Consider the following 20,067-nt stretch of genomic DNA (forward strand, 5'->3'; position numbering starts at 1 on the left):
TAGTGGATACTCATCTATACTGATGTAGTAAAGGAGTTCTTGCTTACAATACTTAACTTAAAAAATGAAAAACATAAATTAAACTGACAAAATAAATGTAAACCGTTTTTAGGACGTGACACTATTTATTTGTCCTTCCCCTACTTTCACCCCATTATGTTTAATAACATATGTTATAGGATAGCATACCATTGGGTTTTCATTCGTTACAGACATCTCAGGAGCTTTACAAGAGCCTCCATATACAATACTTGCATTCATAAAACGCATATCGCCTGCAAGCATTGGGTCACTGTTGTTATTACAATTTTGCCCTTTGATACGGAAGTAGAACTTAGGACGTTTTGGATCTTCTTTCAGATCTTTATAGGTACGATTGTGAGCAGCCAAATCGTAGTATATAATCTTTTTTCCTACAACTGAGGACGTACCTTCTGGCAAAGTGAAAAGATCACGCCACACTATACGTGTGTCATTAGGATTACCTCCATACTTATTAGCCAAATCATCATCAGAATAAGCTGTATATTCATAGAGAGCTAACAACTCAGGTGTATTGAAATACTTATAGAATGGTGAATTGGTATTATAACCATAACGAATATCTAAATAATCACAACTGGTTTGTCCTCCTCTTTGAATATCTTGATACACTTGGTCACTACCAAAGTCATTATTAGACCTGTTAGGCGCAGGGAAATCGCGTTGCATAAGAGCAATCGTTGCAGGTACAGGCTGTCCATTGGCTATATTATAAGTATGTAGCTTAGCCTTGTAGTTACCTGCTGGCATATTATAGCCTGTAAATTTCACAAAGGAAATTGTCTTATCCTTATCAGTTTCTGTAATAGTAAAAGTACGAGTACCTGTATAGGTTGCTGGCATCTCAACAAGCTCTACTACATAAGTCTTACCTGCTACAGGACTTTGTATCTGGAAGCGCAACTGACCTGTTGGTATACAGTTGAGTGAATTATTGGTAGCTTGAAAGTTAAGCGTTTCATTTCCTGAAGCTCGTTGTGTTACAGTTACTGCTATTTTATCACTTTCATAAGTACCATTTCTCTGTGCTACATAATAAGTGGTGCCTGCTACCAATGGGGTAGTGCTTGCCAACGGACTTCCTCCTGTGGCACTGTTATACCATACAATGTTAGCGTCTTGCGGTTGCAAAGAGGCTATGGTTTGGCTACCTCCTCCACATAAAGTGTGAGCAGTTTGGGTTACGGTAGGCGTTGCTACACGGCTGATAGTAATATGGCGTATAGCCGACTCACACTTACCTGCCACTGTATAAGCATACGAATAGGTGGTTTGAGTAAGTGTAAATAATACTAATAGTGTCTGTAATTGTTTATAAATTCGTGATAACATTGAGATATAATTAGTGACTCTAGGGGGCAAAGATACAATATTTTTTAAAACCACAAAAAATGAATGAAAAAAAATACACAAATGACCTCTATCCTTCTCTAATGGGTAAAATATCACCAATACAGAAGAAACAACCTGTCTTACAAGTTAATAAAACTCTCTAATAACAAATGCTAGTTCTCAAATTTTATCTTTATCTTATCGGTAGTAGCATACGCTTGGCAGCTTAGTATATAGCCATCGGCAACCTCTTTTTCGCTTAGGGTTTCATTCTTCGCCATTTTGGCTTCCCCCTCCTCTACTTTGGCTACACAGCTGCTGCACACACCATTTAGGCAAGAATAAGGCGCATCATAACCTCGCATCAGTGCCGAACTCAGCAGCGTCTGGTTTTTAGCACTCCCAAAAGTATGCGTTTGTCCGCCCAATCGCAGTGTGATTTCTACATTACCCTGTAGCTGACTGTAGTCGGTATCAGCAGGCGATGCCTCGAAGAGCTCAGTAAAAATACGGTCTTTATCTATACCTCTTAGCAAAAGCATCTCTCGTAGGTCTTTCACTAATTGAGTAGGACCGCAAGCGTAATAGCGCCCCCAGTTGAAGTCTTTATATTTATCAAATAGTTCATTTACTATCTTATCATTGATACGCCCCTTATAGTGGTCGCCCCAAGGCTCTTGACTAAAGGCGTAATGCACCTTGAAACGCTCAGGGTATTGCGCCTTTAGGGCTTCAATCTCATCAAAAAACAAAGTTTCTTCTTTAGATTTATTGCCGTAGACGAACACTACTTTTATTTGTGTCATCGCCAAAGCCGTCTTAGCAATGCTCATCATAGGGGTTACCCCACTACCAGCCGAAAAGAGCATAATATCCCTATTACCAAAAATATCGTAGAAGAACACAAATGAACCCATTGGGGGCATCACCTCTATAGTATCACCCTCTTTGAGTTCTTGGGTAGCGTAGGTAGAAAACACCCCATTGGGCACGCGCTTCACCGCCACACTCAGTTCGCCTTCATTAACGCCAGAACAGATAGAGTAAGCGCGTCGCACTTTCTCTCCATTGATAGTTTGCTGTAGGGTGAGGTACTCGCCTGCCTCAAAACTAAAAACTTTGCGCAAGAGGTCAGGCACTTCAAAGGTAATCATCACCGATGAAGTAGTAAGGTGTGTTATTTTAGCAACTTTAAGTTCGTAAAGTTTATTCATTTCGTTTTTTGTCTTTTGTCTTTACTTATACATTTCGTTATACCCGAAATAGGCGTCTTTAGAGGTTGTCAAAACCTCATAAGAGAAAGGAGTAACGCTGGGTCTGCGGCTCTGGGCTGCGCTACGGCTACCGGTTATTTGCGCTATAGCTTCGGCTAAGAAAGGTTCGGTAGGGTCGCCGAGTATGCCTATGTTAGCTAAATCTTCTTCCATAGGTATGTCGGGCACTAACCCCTTAGTATAATCGCTAAAGCCTTTGGCGTTCTCTATACTGAGCACTATAGGCTGCATAGCCCATTTGTGCTTAGGGTTCTTTACTTTTCCAGCTTTGTCTATATAATCATAAATAGTGATAGACCCTTGGTTTTTGCCTACCGTAGTCTGTCCTATTTGTGTTATAGGCATATAGGGCTTCAAGCCGTTAATTACTAATTCGCTGGCGGAAGCGGTGCGCTCGGTAGTCAGCACGTATAGCTTAGAAAGCTGCAAGCTGTGTATGGGGGTGCCGTCTTTCATCTTATCGGTTAAATACTGCACCGTAGCCCCTTGCAAGTTGGCTGCAGCTTGCATCTTAGTATTCCATTTCTCTTTAACAAAAAGCTGCCCTTGGTGTTGCCCTGCTATCATCGATGCCAAATATACCGCTGTATCTATACTCCCCCCGCCATTGTAGCGCAAGTCGAGTACTAAGTCAGTAGTTCCTGCCGCCTTAAACTCGGCAAAAGCCTCATTCAGTTCCTTGTTATAATTAGCGATAAAAGCGTTGTACATCAGGTAGGCAATCTTATGCTGCCCAAGTGTGATAACCTTTTTTATCAGCACAGGGTTCTCTGGCGTTTCGGTGTTGTGTAGCGTAACGGTATGCCCTGTAGGCTGCAATATGCCTTGCTGGTCGATACGATAAATATCAATAGTGTAGGTTTTGTTCTTCAGCAGTTCGTTTATATTAGTTTTCGTGATGCGCTGCCCGTTGATAGTGAGAAAAATATCACCTCTTTTCAGACCTTGTTTATCGGCATCGGAATTAGGTATCACATAATTCACAAAGCCCGCAGCATTAACCCCGTTCCTCATCAATACATACTGAGAGTCCATACCCGTACTTGCCGAAATACCTTTGAACTGGTTTTCTAACTTCACATAATCATCGGTGATATAGCTAAAGCGGTCTATTTGCTTGTATTTATTGAGCAAACCTCTGTAGAAAAGAGCCTCAGGACTGCCGAAACTCTTAAGGAATTTAGTATAATCAGTGTTCTTTTCTGCTTTGGTAGTCGAGAGTTTTCCGAAACGGTTATCTTGCAGATTGCTAACCTCTTCTTGCCATAAATAGTATTGATTAAGCCCTTTCCATATAAAGTCGCGTATGCGCAAATCAGTGTCAGGGCCTGTGTAGTCAGAGCCCGTAACTATTTGTTCTTCAACTTCTTTAACACAAGAAATCAAACTAATAGCGACTAATATACAGATAAATAAATGCTTCATTTTCAAAATATTTTTCTGCGAAAGTAAGACTTTTTTTATATTTGCACAAATTTTTATAAGAATTAGCTGGTTAGATGTACTAAGATTAGAGGCTCATCCTTCGGTGATCCTTCGGTGATCCTATAGTGTAAGTATATCCAAAGTAAAGGTAAGATATAAAGGATTTTTTCTGCTTTTCTAATTTGCTAATTTACTAATTTGCTAATCAAAAAAATATGTCAGATATAATAAAATTACTCCCCGACCACGTAGCAAACCAGATAGCGGCTGGCGAGGTGATACAGCGTCCGGCATCGGCAGTAAAAGAGCTGATGGAAAACGCTATCGACGCTAAGGCTACCGTCATCAAACTGCTTATAAAAGAAGCAGGCAAAACCCTCGTGCAGGTTATTGATAATGGTATAGGTATGAGTACTACCGATGCGCGTTTGTCGTTTGAAAGGCACGCTACCTCCAAAATACAGCGCGCCGAAGACCTTTTTCAGCTACAAACTAAGGGGTTCAGAGGCGAAGCCCTTGCCTCAATAGCAGCTATTGCCCATATTGAGATGCAAACCAAGCGCCAAGAAGACGAATTAGGCACCGAAATACATATAGAAGGCAGCAAAATAACCCGACAAGAGCCTTGTGTGTGCAACAACGGCACAAGTATAGCGATGAAAAACCTATTTTTCAACATACCTGCTCGCCGCAACTTCCTAAAAAGCGATAGTGTAGAGATGCGCCATATACTCGATGAGTTTCACCGAGTAGCTTTGGCACACCCCTCTATTCACTTTTATCTATACAACAACGGCAATGAGCTGTATAACCTGCCCCCTGCTAACTTCCGTCAGCGTATCGTGCATCTCTTTGGCGGACGTACTAACGAAAAATTAGTACCTATCATCAGCGAGGATACGCCTGTGGTAAAAATCAGCGGTTTTATAGTAAAACCTGAGTATCTGCCTAAGAGCAAGCAACTGCAATTCTTAATGGTTAATCACCGTTTCGTGAAGAACCAATACCTCAACCACGCTATCACCGCTGCCTACGAGGGGTTGATACGCCCTGACCAAAAACCTGAGTTTTTTATTTGTTTAGAGGTAGACCCTGCTACTATCGACATCAACATACACCCTACTAAAACTGAAATAAAATTTGAAGAAGAGCACAGCATCTACGCCCTGCTAAAGTCGGCAATAAAGCACAGTTTGGGGCAGTTTAGCATTGCTCCTACCCTCGATTTTACTAAAGACCCCACTTTCGATATTCCTTATCAGTACAAGGATAAAGAGCCGTCTTTCCCAAAAATAGAAGTAGACCCCGACTTCAATCCTTTTAAGATGGAAACACCTGCAGTAAAAAGTGGCAGTGGTGGGGGCGGCAATAGCTTCAGTTTTCAGAAGAAAACCGCCCAATGGGAAAGCCTGTATACCGGTATCGAGTCGGCTATCAATACGACTGCTGAGGCGGTAGAAAGCACGCTGTTCGAGGCTGAACCTGCTAAGCCTCAGGGTAAGAAAATCATCAGTTTGGCTAAAAAATACCTCATCACTACTTTGGGGGGCGAACTGATTATCATCAACAGCAACAGGGCTCACCAGCGCGTGCTGTACGAGGGATTTATGAAGAGTTTGGAGAGGGCGCACACTGCCAGTCAGCAGCTGATGTTCCCTTACGAGCTTTCCTTTTCGGCACACGAATTGCAGGTGATAGCACAGCTGCAAACTCTCTTTGAGAGCATAGGTTTTATGTTTACTATCGAAGATGACAAAATAGTGCTTAGCGGCATTCCTTTGCACCTGACAGACAGTCAGATACCTAATATTTTCAACGAACTCATTCAGCAGCACATCGAGCTATTACCTACTACCGAAAACACTCAGAAAGAAGCCTTTGCAAAGACCCTCAGCAAGAGTTTAGCCATCAAAACAGGACAGGTACTCAGTGAAGAGGAACAAGAAAGTTTGATAAATAATTTGTTTAGTTGTCAAGAAGTATTAATTTCGCCTTTTGGAAAACGTATTTATTACAACTTATCGATAAATGAAATAGACCGTTTGGTTAATTAACTTATCAAGAAAAATATGGAACGAATATCAAAAACAGTTTTGCACCTCATTATCATCAATACTTTGGTTTTAGTCCTTATGGTATTGAATGAAAAGGGGTTATTTTTGCCGCAGACGAATCTGACGTACTTGTTTTCGCTGCATTATTACGAAATGCCTTCCTTCCATTGGTGGCAGTACCTCAGCTATATGTTTATGCACGGGGGTATCTTCCATTTGCTTTTTAATATGTATGCGCTGTGGGCATTCGGCACACCACTCGAAAATATATGGGGGCGTAATAAGTTTTTGTTTTTCTACTTTTCTTGTGGTATAGGGGCGGCCTTGCTACAAACAGGAGTTAATTATTACTACGTACACCAAGCGGTAAATGCTTTAGCCGAAGTAGGCATTCCAGCTGAAGAGACAATTAGCCTCATACGCCAAGGCAAATACTCGCCTGAATGGGGTAACATCATCAACTACAGCACCTACCAAAGTATGTACGATACTCTCAGGTCATATACTGTGGGGGCTTCAGGGGCTATCTATGGTATTTTAGTAGCTTTCGCAATGTTTTTCCCCGATGCTAAGCTAATGCTTTTCTTTGTGCCCTACCCTATTGCAGCGCGCTATTTCATACCAATCATTGTGGCTTTAGACCTCTTTTCAGGGGTTACCGGCACCCCTATTTTCGGAGGTAATATCGCTCACTTTGCTCACGTAGGGGGTGCCCTTGTAGGATTCCTGATAATGCTCTTTTGGCGAAAAAGAAGCTTTAATTAATTGAAAATTCATAATTACTATGCGTTTTTTGTATTTCTTAATCATAGCAAGTTGCTGGGGGCTAACGGCTCAGGGGCAGGCGACTATACGCGGTAGGGTTATGCACGACACCATTCCGCTGGTAGGGGCGCACGTGCTCAATATGCATAACAATGCGATAACCACCACCGATGCTAATGGCTATTTTAGCCTTAGTGCCCGCGAAAACAGCACACTAAAAATTAGCTACGTAGGGATGCAAACTACCTTTCACAAAGTAGTAAAAGCCGATTTTGGTTTTTCGGGGATACTCATCGCTATGAAAGAGGATATCAATCAGTTAGAGGGGGTAGAAGTATCAAAATACCGCAAGATTACCGCGCAAGATTTGGGTATATTGCAGCACAAACCCATAGAACGCACCTTTGCCGAGAAACGCCTTTACAGCGCTACCCATAGCGGAAGCGGAGTATTGAGTATTGATTTGGTTGTGAATGCTATCACAGGAAAAACTAAAATACTCAAAAAAGTAGTCGCTAACGAAAAGAATTTGATAGTAGCCGAGTACATAGTAGCGCACCTAAGCGATTTTATGAAAAAAGACCTCAAACTGAATGAAGAAGAGATAAATGTTTTGGCCTATTTTGTAATGGAGCGCCCTGATTTTCACGATTTAGTACGAAAAAAAGACAATAAGCCAATGGAGTTCCTACTTATTGAGGCGTGGAGCGAGTACAAGAAATTAGCCAACACGTCAATTAATGAGTTAGAAAATTAAAAATTTGCTACTTAACAAATTTGCTAATTCAAATATTATTTGTATCTTTGCTGAAGAAAATAGAAGAGAAAATTATGTGTGTATTAGTATATCCAAAAAATGAAGCTCAAAAATCAGCTTTAACCTCTTTTTTAGAGGAGAGAGACATTGATTTTGATTATGAAGAGCCAAGAGCAACACCTAATGAGTATCTAAAGTTGCTTGAAAATAGAATTGATGAAATTAAGTGTAATCCTGAGAGTGCAGGAAGTAGTTTTAATGACTTCGACAAAAAAATGAGAGCTAAATATGGATTTTGAATTAATGATTCATCGTCAAGCTGAAATAGATTTAGAAGAAATACTTATTTTTTACAATAATATCAAAGATAACTTAGGCTTTGAAGTATATGAGGAAGTTTATGACTATATTCAAGAGATAAAAAGTCGCCCTTTTTCTTTCCGAAAAGAAACAGAACAAATACGAGTTTGTTTTACAAAAAGATTTCATTTTGCTATTTATTTCGTAGTTGTTGAAGACCTTTTTAAAATTTGGATTATAGGAGTTATAAATCAGAAAGACAACCCTAATAAGTTAGAAAGAAGAATTTCAGTCCTTAATTTGAATTAAAGCTACTAAATATTTTAGAAACAACGCTAGTAGCAGCAACTACTAGCTTATAAATAAATTTGATTTTATGAAAAGTATTGAAACAGCTAAAACGTGGCTTTCTGACACTTTTGATGCAGAAACCAGAGCTACGGTACAAGCCCTCATCGATGGTAATCCTGATGAACTAAATGAGGCTTTCCACAAAAACTTAGAATTTGGTACCGGAGGAATGCGCGGTATTATGGGCATCGGTACGAATCGTATCAATAAATATACGCTCGGCAAAAATACTCAAGGATTGAGCAACTACCTCCACCAGTCGTTCCCTAATAAAGAAATAAAAGTAGCTATCGCTCACGACTGTCGCAACAACTCTAAGAAATTTGCCAAAATAGTAGCCGATGTATTTGCGGCTAACGGCATCAAAGTATTCCTCTTCTCTGACCTACGTCCTACTCCAGAGCTTTCATTCTCTGTGCGTTACTTAGGTTGCCAAGCGGGTATAGTACTTACTGCTTCGCACAACCCCCCAGAATACAACGGCTATAAAGTATATTGGGAAGACGGCGGACAAACAGTGCCCCCACAAGACGGCGAGATAATGAAAGCTATCGATGCTATCGACTTCAAAGACATTAAATTCAATGCTGATGAGAGCCTTATACACTACATCGATAAAGAGCTTGACAATGCTTTTGCCGAAGCTTCTATTAAACACGCCGACTTTAAAGTAGCCCATAAAGAAAACCTTAAGATTGTATTTACTTCATTGCACGGTACTTCTATCACTATGGTACCTGAAGTGCTCAAACGCGCGGGCTATACCAATGTGCATATTGTAGAAGAACAAGCAGTGCCAGACGGCAATTTCCCTACTGTGAAATCGCCTAACCCTGAAGAACCTGAAGCATTGACTATAGCCCTTAAAAAAGCTGATGAGCTCAATGCCGACATTGTTATCGGTACTGACCCTGACTGCGACCGTATAGGTATAGCAGTACGCGACCTCAATGGCAAAATGGTACTATTAAACGGAAACCAAACAATGGTAATGATGACCGACTTCCTTTTGGCTCATCAAAGCAAAAAAGGCTTCAAAGGTAATGAATTTGTAGCTTCTACTATTGTTTCTACTCCTATGGTAAAAGCAATTGCCGATGCTTACAAAGTAGAATATAAAGAAGGTCTGACAGGCTTCAAATGGATTGCTAAAATGATAAAAGACTTCCCTGAGCTTACTTTTATAGGTGGTGGTGAAGAAAGTTTTGGCTATATGGTAGGCGATTTTGTACGCGATAAAGACGCTGTAACCGCTACCCTATTAGCTTGCGAGATAGCTGCCGATGCCAAAGCCAAAGGCAGTACTTTCTACAAAGAGTTGCTACACGCTTATACTAAGTATGGTTTCTATAAGGAATACCTCATTTCGTTAGTGAAGAAAGGTATTTCAGGCTCTCAAGAGATAGCCCAAATGATGATAGACTTGCGCGAAAATCCGCTTAAGGAAATTAATGGTGAAAAGGTCACCCTTATCTGCGATTATCAGTCATCTAAGGCATTCCACCCTCTTACTGGCAAAGTAGAAGAAATTGATGTACCAAAATCGAATGTACTGATATACCACACCGATAAAGGTACGCGTATAGCAGCACGCCCTAGCGGTACAGAACCTAAAATCAAGTTCTACTTCAGCGTAAACACTACCCTCAGCGGTTTAGCAGCTTTTGAAGAAACCCAAAAGGTATTAGACGCTAAAATTAAGAAGATAGTAGAAGAATTGAAACTACAATAGCATATTATCGCAAATAAATAACGCCTCTGCGCTTTAGCGCAGAGGCGTTATTTTTTCATAAAAACAGAAAACAGAGCCCTTAGTACTAAGGAGCTCTGTTTTCATTTCAATAAAGCTAAAATCTTTATCTTTGTATAAGATTAATTATAACCTTCTGTTTGAACAAGTGTTTTATCATCAGCTATCATAGATGGCGAAATAGGCAAATAAATATTCTTTTTAGCACCTCCTGAAGTCATTGAAGCTACTTCGTCATAAACAAAGTTATCTCCTGCACGTAGTAAATCCCACCAGCGTTTGCCTTCTCCTATAAACTCCTTGTAACGTTCATCAAGAATGGCTTTAGCATTAATAGCTTTAGTGCTATTGGTATAACCATAAGTAGCAGCATTGTAGTTACTACCATAGGCTCTTGCACGCACTTGGTTTATCTCTGCAGAAGGGTCTTCACCTAAGTTATTTTTAGCCTCTGCTAATAGCAATAATACATCAGCATAACGATAGATAGGCACATTATTTTCGTTTACTATATCACCTGAGTTATTCTTACCTACAAATTTTGATAGTATAGAGCCCAAATAATTAGTAGTATTGAAAGGTATATGTCCTGCATTATCAGAGTAAACACGTACGAATGTAGCACGGCGTTGGTCTTTTATATCATCTAACAGACGTAATGTCTTTTCTGAAGGAGAATGATAGTTGCCACCTTCTACGTACAAGAATGATGAAATTTTTCTACCACTATCGTCATACATATCTTTAACGTCAGTATTACGTGCTGTTGTTACTTTATAGAAGTGCTCAGCTTCATCTTTCTTATAGTCTAAAGCAAAGATAAATTCGGCATTCTTTTCATTATCAATACCCCATAATTTATCATAAGACACTAATGAACCTGACACTTGACTAAGAGCATTTTTAGCTTCTGTAAAATCAGCAGTACCACCACCTAACACTTTTCCTGACCACAAGAACACATCGCCTTTTAGAATAAGGGTAGCGCGTTTAGACCAATATACATTATCGCGGTAGAAATTTTCATTGCCGTTAAATAAATCTAAAGATCTTTGAATATCTTGCTTGATAAAAGCTAATACTTCTGCTTTAGGAGCACGAGCTTTTCTAAGCGCGGCTAAGTTATCAACATTTTGCAAAGGTTCTGTAACGATAGGCACATCACCCCAACTCTTTAGCATAGTATAATAGATATAGGCTCTGAGTCCGTACATCTGTGCAAGCATATTCTTCTTTTCATTTTCATTGCTGAAAGAAGTCTGAGGCGCATTTTTAATAAAGTCATTAATATAATGCAACATAGTATACCAACCTCCCCAGCTATTAAATGCCACTTTGGTAATGTTGATATCATTAGTAAATAGGTCTTGGTTATGCGCATTTTCAATACCTTTACCTCCCCATATATCAGAGCGAAGCTCTCCCATTAACCACATTGTATAGCCATAAGCTCTAAAACGTGAATATACGCCTGAGTGTACTGACTTAGCAGCCTCTTCTTTATTCCAAAAACCTGTATAAGTAAGATCACTTTCTGGAGGTGTTTCTAATTCACAGGCTCCCAATAAAAGCAATGAGAGTCCTAATAATATATTTCTTTTCATCTTTATTCAATATTTAAAAGTTATTTAAAAAGTAGCGTTGATACCAAAGGTAAAGCTACGTGGTAGAGGGAAACGTCCATTGTCCCAACCTCCTTTTTCAGGAGAATAACCAGTATACTTAGTAAAGTAAGCCAAGTTAGTACCTGAAACAAAAAGACGAATATCTTTGAAAGCATTATTCACCGCAGCTCCTGGTAGGTTATAGCTAAGAGTAATTTCGCGCAAAGCTAAATAATCTCCTTTCTCCCAATAACGAGAGCTTGCTGAATATTGTCCTTCACCTCCAGCCTTATGGTTACCACGAGGGTCGGTAAAGTCATAACGTGGAATATTAGCATTAGGATTCTCAGGTGTCCAAGTATCTCTTATCTCAGATGTCCAGTTCATATTACCTTGTACTTGCGAAATACCTCTAGTGCGCACAGCATTATTTATTAAATGCCCTACTGCATAATCTGTTTTTACAAAAAGATTAATGTTTTTATAGGTAAAATCAGTAGTAAAACCTCCTATAAAATCAGGGGTCGTTCTACCTAACACTACTCTATCGCGGCTATCAATAATACCATCGCCATTTACATCTTTCCAACGAGTGTCACCTACTATAGGTTTTCTATTAGCAGCAGGGATAGTACCCGCATAAAACTGAATTTTTCTATCTTTATCAGCTTCTAATTCTGCTTGATTATGATATACTCCTTCATCCTGATAACCTACTACTAAGTCATCACCTACGCGTTCACCTTCTTGGCGACCACCTACATACATAGTTTGGGTAGGATTTGAAGGATCCCATATTTCTTGTCCTCCTATACGATTCTTATCATTACCGTTATTAGGAAGTTTCTTCACAAAGCTACGAATACGAGTGAAGTTAGCTCCTATATTCCATTTTATATTATCAGTATTGATAACTTTGAAGTTAGCCTCTATTTCAATACCTCTATTTTGTAGTGTACCATTATTGATTTTTACTGAAGAGAACCCTGTAGAGATAGGAATTCTTTGGTCTGCCAATTTATCATAGATATCACGAATAAAATAGTCTACTAAGAAATTCACACGATTGTTAAGAAGCCCAAGGTCTAAACCAAAGTTTAGCGTAGTAGCTTTTTCCCATTTCAAATAGTACAAAGGTACCGAAGTATTCACATAACCTTTTTTACCATTATAAGGAGATTGTACACTATATTTACCTAATAACCAATAGTAGTCATTATCTATGGTCAAAGCATCAATATTTCCGTTTACCCCATAGCTTACACGTGGTTTTAATCTGGTCACCACTTGACTTACTTTTCCTTCTTTGAAGAACTCTTCATTATGAGCATTCCAACCTATAGAAGCTCCTGGGAAGAAACCAAACTTATTATCACGTAGTTTTGAAGTACCGTCATAGCGGAAAGTAAGTCCTAAAAGGTAACGGTCATCATAATCGTAATTAAGCTGTCCAAAAGTAGACACTATACTGTAATCGCGTTTATAAGAAGAAGGAATACCACTGGCTTTTGAACCTGCATTAAGGGTACGGATAAGGTCAGTAGGAGAGCCTTCAGTTGCAGCACTCGAAGAAAACTGTTGTTGTTTGAAATACTCACCTCCTAATAGTGCGCTTAGATTATGCTTTTCAGCAAAAGTATTTTTGTAGTTCAAAGTAAGAGTTCCTTGATTATTCATAGTGCGACCATAAGCTGTACTAGCATAGCGAGAAGACACCAAAGCACCACTATTCAAATAAGATTTATAAAATTTTTCTGATGTATCGTGTATTGCAAAGTGGCTAGCACGAGCCATCAAAGAAAGATTTTTAAGCAATTTCCAATCAAATTGTATTGAAGCCGTAATGCGGTGTTCTATATTGTCCATTAAGAATTTATCTTTGTAGTAAGCAGGGTTACCAAATCCTGAGTTACTACCAGGGTTATAATTTTTAGACGAACTACCATCAGGGTTAGTGTTGTAAATACGCGAAGTAGGCGCTTGTCCTGCAAAACGTTGGAAAATAAAATAGTCATCTTCATTGGCATAGCCACTCAAAGCATCTCTAAAAGAACCTACTCTATTAGATTGAGCGTAAAGAATATTAGAAGATACTTTAAAATCATCTGTAATCTTATAAGAGCCATTAAAAGTACCTGAATAACGTTTGAAATTAGAGCCTAATACTAAACCAGTATCATCTAAATACCCTAATCCTAAATAGTAAGAGCCTTTATCATTACCTCCTTCAAATGATACACTATAATCTTTAGCATCACTGTATTGGTAAATGAGTTCACCTACATTATTATTTTGGAAAATAAGTGTTTTATTAGGGTCTAAAGGGTCAGTCATTGTTTGCCATTCAGGATTGTTTAGCAAATAACGATTGGCATTTGTAAGTTCCATTGTGGTATATGGCGAATCAGTAGTATTATTACCTGTTGCCATAGCGTGTGTGCCAGTAAGGAATTGGTCGAAGTTGTGCACCCCATAGTCTTGCACGTTCTTAATAGCACGTCTGTTCCAATAGATAAAGTCGCGCGCATTTAAGTAATCAGGTAGGGAACGCTTCTGATTCATTGTATACTTAGTACGTAAGGTAATATTAGAACGACCTGTTTTACCTTTTTTAGTGGTTACCAAGATTACCCCATTAGCAGCACGAGCTCCATAGATAGCGGTAGAAGCCGCGTCTTTTAGCACTTCCATAGACTCTATATCATCAGAGTTTAAAGCGTAAAAAGAACCTGGTACTCCATCAATTAACACCAAAGGAGAACCGCTACCATCAAACCCTGTACCTCCACGCAATTGTATTTCGGGGGTAGTACCTGGTTTACCAGTTACTTGCGTTACTCTAAGCCCTGCTATACTACCTTGCAAAGCTGTAGCCGCATTAGAGCGCGGTGCACTTTCTAACACTTTAGTGTCTAACTTTGAAACTGAAGTTGCCAAAGTCTTACGAGTCTGTACACTATAACCAGTCACTACCACCTCATCAAGCGTATTAGTCTCTTCTTTTAGCTTGATATTAAGGGTTAGATTTTTACCTCCTCCAGTGACTTTTTTCTCCTGAGTGGTATAGCCTACAAAGCTAAACACAAGAATATCACCCTCTTTTACAGTTAGGGTATAATTCCCATCAAAGTCGGTCTGAGTACCGTGAGTGGTACCCTTCACAACCACAGCAGCGCCTGGCAACGGCAACTCGTCTGACGATACCGTCCCTTTCACTATTTTTTCTTGTGCCCAACCTATAGCGGTAAAGAGCATCAAGAAGAACGAACAAAATAAAATCTTTTGTTTCATAATCAAGTATATTTAATTTCCAATTAGTTATGATTTAGTTGTTAGTTTTTAGTCGTTAGTCTTTAGTAGTTAGAATGTTGTCGCTTGCTAACGACTAATCGCTAACGACTAACAACTATTTATTGCATTTATTAAAAAAGTCTATGCTTTCTAACTCTTTCTTTATCACAGCTTCCTCTTCATCGGTGATGTTTTGGAAAGGTGTGCGGTTGATACCCAAGTCTAAGCCAAGCAGCTTCATTATGCGTTTGCCACATACTATATTACCACGGTATTTAGCAATTACATTTATCACATCTTGGGCGTAGTTTTGCAGTTCGGCAGCTTTAGCTATATTGCCTTTGTGATATTCGTCTATAATACCCACTAACACCTTGCCTATATAACTACCTGTACCACTGATACCTCCGCGAGCTCCTCCCATCACTAAGGCGTTAAGGATAGTCTCATCTAAGCCATAGAGCATATCGTATTTACCATTGTTATAGAGCATACATTGGTTGTACTCATATAGCGGCTCATAGGTGTATTTGATACCCGCTAAGTTAGGAATACGACCGTCAGCAGCTTTTAAGAAAGGCAACATTGGCAAATACACTCCGTTAAGCACCGGTATATGGTAGAAGTAGAAAGGCAAATTAGGTGCCCCACAAGCTATTTCTTCGCAGTATTTCACTAACTCCTCTACCCTACCCGCTTTAGGGAAAGGCGATGCCATAGCTCCGATACCAAAAGCCCCTATTTGTTGGGCGTGTTGTGCCATTTTATAGCTATCTTTTATACAGGTAGCCCCGCAGTGTACTATCACTTTGAAGCCTTTAGGGGCTACTGACACCCATTTCTCTGCTATCTTCATACGTTCTTCAACCGTCATCATATAGCCTTCGCCTGATGAACCGTTGATAAACACTCCTATTAGTCCATTTCTTTGCAAAAGTTTTGCATACTCATCTATAGGGTCTAAATTTACCTCACCTTTCTTATCGAAAGGGGTAAAGGGCGCTACTATCAGCCCATTAATTTTTTCAAATGTCATATTATTTAGTTATTAATTTTTAATTGTTAGTTCATTGGCAAATCGACAAATTGACAAATTAATTGCCACATATTTCTCTTTTAGGTTTTAAGAATACCAGCATCAGCACGATAGCTATCAAGATGATTACCGATAATTTGCTAAAATCAGCACCTAAGTTGCCCGCATCGGTAGAGCTACCGAGCATTCGGGTAACGGCATAACCTGCAAATACACCACCCATATTCATAATGCCATACGCAGTAGCGCGCTGTTGTTGCGGTATGATTTGGCATAAGATAGGCATATTGTTGGTGTCGAACATCCCATAGCCGATACCAAAGAGCAAAGTTGCTCCTATCATTGCTATGTACGAGTGCCCAAAGCCTATCAATATTAGGGCAGGTATGGTGAGCCCTAACCCTATGGTACTGGTATAAATACGCGCTTTGATATTGGTCTGTACCCAGCGGTCGGACAAGGTACCTCCTATAAGCACTCCTAAGAATGAAGATATAGCGATAGAAATAGTAGCCATAGGTCCTGCGGTAGCCATATCTACCCCCAAATTGGTAGCAAAAAGGGTAGGCAACCAGTTCTTAGTACCCCAACCTGGGAAACTCGATGCCATAAAGTAGAAGAGCAATATCCAGAAAGAGAAAGTGCCAAATACCAGCGTAAGCGACTGCCATAGTCCGCTCTTTTCTGTCGGAACAGCTGTTTTTACTACTACGCGTGGTTTGCGCTCTATATCGAAAAGGGTAAAGACTAAGAACACAGCATACACTATACCTGCTATACCAAACCAATGAAACACCGTGTGCCAAGTGTAGTTTGAGGCTATGGTAGCCCCAAAACCGCCTAAAGCCTGCCCCGCATAGAGCCCCGACATATGGATACCTACTGCCAACGAACGCGATTTAGAGGTGTGATAGTCAGCTATCATCGAAAGGGCTGTAGCTAAGTAAAGCGCTTCACTCACTCCCATTAAGGCGCGTAGCCAATACACTTGGTCAAAGGTAGTAGCATAACCCATTCCGTAGGTTACGGCTGACCATACAAAGAGGCTGCCTACTATCATCCACTTGCGGTTAAGACGGTCTGCCAAAATACCCGCTACCGGACTCATCAATCCGTAAATAAGGAGGAAGATGCCCATTAGGCGACCAAAATTCTCGCCTACTGCAAGCTCTGTAATGTCCATTTTCATCGACTCTTGCATCGTAGAGAGCATTTGTCGGTCTAAATAGTTCAGTAGTGCCACCACCCATAGCAGGGCAACTACTATCCAAGGGTATATTTTACTGTTTTTCATATGAATCATTAGTTTTTAGTCGTTAGTGGTTCGCGGTTAGTTAATTTTCAATCGATAGGTTTTAGGGCTGCGAACACCGGGTTTGAGTTCCCCTTGCACAAGGTAAAACTCAGCTGGGGTGCCTACTAAAGTAGCGCCTGCCCGTGCAAAGTCAGCTTGCGTATCGAGTACTGACCACTGCTGCGAGTGCGTGTCAAACAGATAGCATTCCTTATTGAATTGGTAATATTCAATAGGTTGTGTCATATAATGCGACATATAGTCGTAATTCTTCTGCTTGCGTTGCTCATCAGTAAGGGTTGTATCTTTACCCAAGTGATAAAGGTCTGTAATAGTATTGATAAACAGACGGTGGTTCACCCCTCCAAAACAAGCTATATAACGATTGTCAATAGCCAAAGCGGTAGCCCCTGTAAGCGAAAAGATTTCTTTATTAGGGCTTTCTTGTACCCCTACTTCCTGCCACTGCTGTTGCTTCAAACTAAAAGCCAATACCTTTTCGCCCATAGTAGGTGCTTTAGTGGCATCACCTCCAAAAAAGCCTCCTAACACATACAAAAGGGTATCGTTTTCTTTTTCGATAGCAGCCAATACAGGCTGTACTCTCGCCTCACCAGGGAAATCAGCTAACAGCTTCCACTGTTTATCTGTAGCCGTATCTATATAAAATACTTTGTTAGAGGCTTTGCCCGAAGCATTGCCGCCTGCTACAAACACCTTGCTGCCTACGCTTGCCCCTGCAAAGTTGTCAAGAGGTTCGGGTAAGGTAGGAAAGTCAGTAAGGGTAAAGCCTTTTTCTTTTGAATATTGCACTTTATGGCAGGTAGCTAACGAATTAGTAGCTGTTTGTCCGCCTATCCACAGATAGCCATCAGGAATAGCTACCGATACGCCATAAGCAGCGGCTTCAGGTAGTTTGCCTATCGCCTGCCATTGATTTTGATTTTTATCAAAGTGAAGTATTGCCTCGTAAAACACTTTTTTGCCCCCTTCAAAACCGAGTTTATCAGGGAAATTGCAACCGCCTGCCACCAATAGGTCTTCGCCTATAAGTGCGGCATAGGCAGCCGAAACGCCTTTCTGAAGGTCGCCCTCTAAGCCTTGGGTTGCAAGTGTTGTAATATTAATCTTCATAGTTCGTTCTTTTTGGGTTTCTGTACAAGATATTAAGGCAAGGAGGAAAATTAATGATAACCTCCCCCTTACCCCCCCCAAGGGGGGAATGCAGTGATGCAAAAGCGACTGAGTAGACTTTGTCGTGAAAGACCGTAGCACGGCAGGCATTAAAAACCTTGACAAAGTTTTGTATATTATATGTTCTTTATCATTATTCATTAACCATTGATCATTTCAATTGTTTTCCAAACTTGGTACAAGCCCCTTGGCACGTGGAAACAGCCTTTCCACTTACCGCCTTTCAGGTCGAGAAGTACCTCTCCTTGGCGGTTGAGATACCCCCACCATTCAGCATATTCAGGGTCTCTAAAGTGTTGCCAAGTATAGTTATGCACTTTTTCAAACCACTGTAGGCAGTCTTTATTGCCCGTTAGTTGGTAACCTTTTATCAGCGAAATAAGCGTTTCGATATGTACCCACCACAGTTTCTGATCCCATTCTAATTGCTGAGGCGGACAGCCTTTTCTGTCCATAAAGTAGTAGATACCTCCGTACTGTTTATCCCAACCATACTCAAGCATTGTTAGGGTAGTTTGCACCGCTTTTTCTATCAGAGCAGGGCGGTTGAGGCGCTTGCCTAAATCCATTATAAACCACATTGCCTCTATAGCGTGCCCTGGGTTGAGGTGTCTACCTTCAAAAGTATCGGACAAGCTACCGTCAGTATTCACATTTTCTACTACTATGCCCCCCAACTCCGGACGCAAAAATACTTCCATCACCTCATGAATGCAGGCTTCCATAGCCTCTTCTATAAATGAAGGCTCTAAAAGCGGCTCTATTTCAAGGGCTAAGTTGCACAATATCATCGGTAGGGCAAAGTTTTTGAGCGAGCGGGTACCAGGGTGGGCTTTGCTCCATTTGCCTTTAGGATTGTCTTGTTTAGAGAGGATTATATCGAAAGTTTTTTTAGCGATATCAGCGTATTCTTTATTGCCTGTAGCGATGCTTAGCTGACCGAAAGCCATAGTGGCAAAGGTATAAGAGAAGATGTTATAAGGTTCTACTAAAGGGTTACCTTGTTGGTCTAACGAAAAGTACCAGTTTAGCTGCCCATCGTGTCCGTATTTTTTGAGGAACTCAGCCCCTTGTATAGCGCAGTCTAACCATTCTTGGCGTTTTTCTACGCGGTTGTATAGCATACTAAAGAGCCATACCTCACGGGCTTGTAGCCATATAAACTTATCAGTATCAAATACGTTACCTTTTCGGTCGAGGCAAGTAAAATAGCCTCCATACTGTTTGTCTTGCGATTTTTCTAACCAAAAAGGAACCACCTTTTGTAGAAGCTCATCGCGATATTGTTTTTCTAATTGTTTAAAATCCATTGTTTTATTTATTTTTTTACCTCGAAGCTAAGAGCTACCTCATTAACCTCATTATATTTTTAAAATAGCACGGCAAATGTACGTCAATAATTTAAAACTGACAAATATTTTTTAAAGTTTTTTAATTACAAACGAACTAACACCTTACTTTAACAATCAAAAAACACTCACTATCAGTAGTTTAGATAGTAAAATTTTCTTTTATTTTTTCTTATTCTTTCTATTAGCTCTCACTTTCCGTACAAAACCTATCTTTACTCCATTATAAAAAGTAAAAAACGAAAGTTT

General features: G+C 40.1%; 15 protein-coding genes. 6 read left to right on the forward strand and 9 right to left on the reverse strand.

Going from position 1 to position 20,067, the window contains the following annotated elements; translation table 11 throughout:
- Window positions 1-108 precede the first annotated feature (108 nt).
- The 3 genes from C8P65_RS06545 to C8P65_RS06555 all read right to left on the reverse strand — a co-directional run bounded on the left by C8P65_RS06545 (window position 109) and on the right by C8P65_RS06555 (window position 4,073).
- The gene (locus C8P65_RS06545) at window positions 109-1,374 is read right to left on the reverse strand and encodes an immunoglobulin domain-containing protein (protein ID WP_107782121.1); all 1,266 of its coding nucleotides are present in this window, start codon (window positions 1,372-1,374) and stop codon (window positions 109-111) included.
- A 173-nt stretch (window positions 1,375-1,547) separates the two neighbouring features.
- On the reverse strand, window positions 1,548-2,588 hold the full coding sequence (locus C8P65_RS06550; protein ID WP_107782122.1) for a ferredoxin--NADP reductase: 1,041 nt from the start codon (window positions 2,586-2,588) through the stop codon (window positions 1,548-1,550).
- A gap of 21 nt (window positions 2,589-2,609) precedes the next feature.
- Window positions 2,610-4,073 (reverse strand): S41 family peptidase, encoded by a 1,464-nt coding sequence (locus C8P65_RS06555; protein ID WP_107782123.1) that lies wholly within the window; start codon window positions 4,071-4,073, stop codon window positions 2,610-2,612.
- A gap of 215 nt (window positions 4,074-4,288) precedes the next feature.
- Here C8P65_RS06555 and mutL point away from each other — a divergent pair, with 215 nt between their 5' ends.
- The 6 genes from mutL to C8P65_RS06585 all read left to right on the forward strand — a co-directional run bounded on the left by mutL (window position 4,289) and on the right by C8P65_RS06585 (window position 10,032).
- Window positions 4,289-6,127 carry a DNA mismatch repair endonuclease MutL gene (gene mutL, locus C8P65_RS06560; RefSeq protein ID WP_107782124.1) on the forward strand — a complete coding sequence of 613 codons (1,839 nt, stop codon included), beginning with the start codon at window positions 4,289-4,291 and terminating at the stop codon, window positions 6,125-6,127.
- A 15-nt stretch (window positions 6,128-6,142) separates the two neighbouring features.
- On the forward strand, window positions 6,143-6,892 hold the full coding sequence (locus tag C8P65_RS06565; RefSeq protein ID WP_107782125.1) for a rhomboid family intramembrane serine protease: 750 nt from the start codon (window positions 6,143-6,145) through the stop codon (window positions 6,890-6,892).
- A gap of 19 nt (window positions 6,893-6,911) precedes the next feature.
- Window positions 6,912-7,649, forward strand: a complete 738-nt coding sequence (locus C8P65_RS06570) for a carboxypeptidase-like regulatory domain-containing protein (protein ID WP_245887355.1) — start codon at window positions 6,912-6,914, stop codon at window positions 7,647-7,649.
- A gap of 74 nt (window positions 7,650-7,723) precedes the next feature.
- A complete protein-coding gene (locus tag C8P65_RS06575; protein ID WP_034540657.1) occupies window positions 7,724-7,948 on the forward strand; it encodes a hypothetical protein in 225 nt (74 codons plus the stop codon).
- Window positions 7,938-8,258: a plasmid stabilization protein gene (locus C8P65_RS06580; protein ID WP_107782126.1), complete on the forward strand. Its 321-nt coding sequence runs from the start codon at window positions 7,938-7,940 to the stop codon at window positions 8,256-8,258. The genes C8P65_RS06575 and C8P65_RS06580 overlap by 11 nt, the downstream gene beginning before the upstream one ends.
- Before the next feature lie 67 nt (window positions 8,259-8,325).
- Window positions 8,326-10,032: a phospho-sugar mutase gene (locus C8P65_RS06585; RefSeq protein ID WP_095914563.1), complete on the forward strand. Its 1,707-nt coding sequence runs from the start codon at window positions 8,326-8,328 to the stop codon at window positions 10,030-10,032.
- Between the two features lie 140 nt (window positions 10,033-10,172).
- Here C8P65_RS06585 and C8P65_RS06590 read toward each other — a convergent pair whose 3' ends face one another.
- The 6 genes from C8P65_RS06590 to C8P65_RS06615 all read right to left on the reverse strand — a co-directional run bounded on the left by C8P65_RS06590 (window position 10,173) and on the right by C8P65_RS06615 (window position 19,779).
- On the reverse strand, window positions 10,173-11,654 hold the full coding sequence (locus C8P65_RS06590; RefSeq protein ID WP_107782127.1) for a RagB/SusD family nutrient uptake outer membrane protein: 1,482 nt from the start codon (window positions 11,652-11,654) through the stop codon (window positions 10,173-10,175).
- A 24-nt stretch (window positions 11,655-11,678) separates the two neighbouring features.
- Complete coding sequence (locus C8P65_RS06595) at window positions 11,679-14,945, reverse strand: SusC/RagA family TonB-linked outer membrane protein (RefSeq protein WP_107782128.1); 3,267 nt, start codon at window positions 14,943-14,945, stop codon at window positions 11,679-11,681.
- 115 nt (window positions 14,946-15,060) lie between these two features.
- Window positions 15,061-15,981, reverse strand: coding sequence for a dihydrodipicolinate synthase family protein (locus tag C8P65_RS06600; RefSeq protein WP_009392623.1), 921 nt, complete (start codon window positions 15,979-15,981; stop codon window positions 15,061-15,063).
- A gap of 58 nt (window positions 15,982-16,039) precedes the next feature.
- Window positions 16,040-17,275, reverse strand: coding sequence for an MFS transporter (locus C8P65_RS06605; protein WP_107782129.1), 1,236 nt, complete (start codon window positions 17,273-17,275; stop codon window positions 16,040-16,042).
- Between the two features lie 36 nt (window positions 17,276-17,311).
- Window positions 17,312-18,610: a cyclically-permuted mutarotase family protein gene (locus tag C8P65_RS06610; protein ID WP_211305890.1), complete on the reverse strand. Its 1,299-nt coding sequence runs from the start codon at window positions 18,608-18,610 to the stop codon at window positions 17,312-17,314.
- Entirely contained in the window at window positions 18,610-19,779 is a 1,170-nt protein-coding gene (locus C8P65_RS06615; protein ID WP_107782131.1) for a n-acyl-d-glucosamine 2-epimerase, read from the reverse strand. The genes C8P65_RS06610 and C8P65_RS06615 overlap by 1 nt, the downstream gene beginning before the upstream one ends.
- Window positions 19,780-20,067 lie beyond the last annotated feature (288 nt).

The organism is Capnocytophaga leadbetteri (assembly GCF_003054025.1).
Taxonomy (GTDB): Bacteria; Bacteroidota; Bacteroidia; order Flavobacteriales; family Flavobacteriaceae; genus Capnocytophaga; species Capnocytophaga leadbetteri.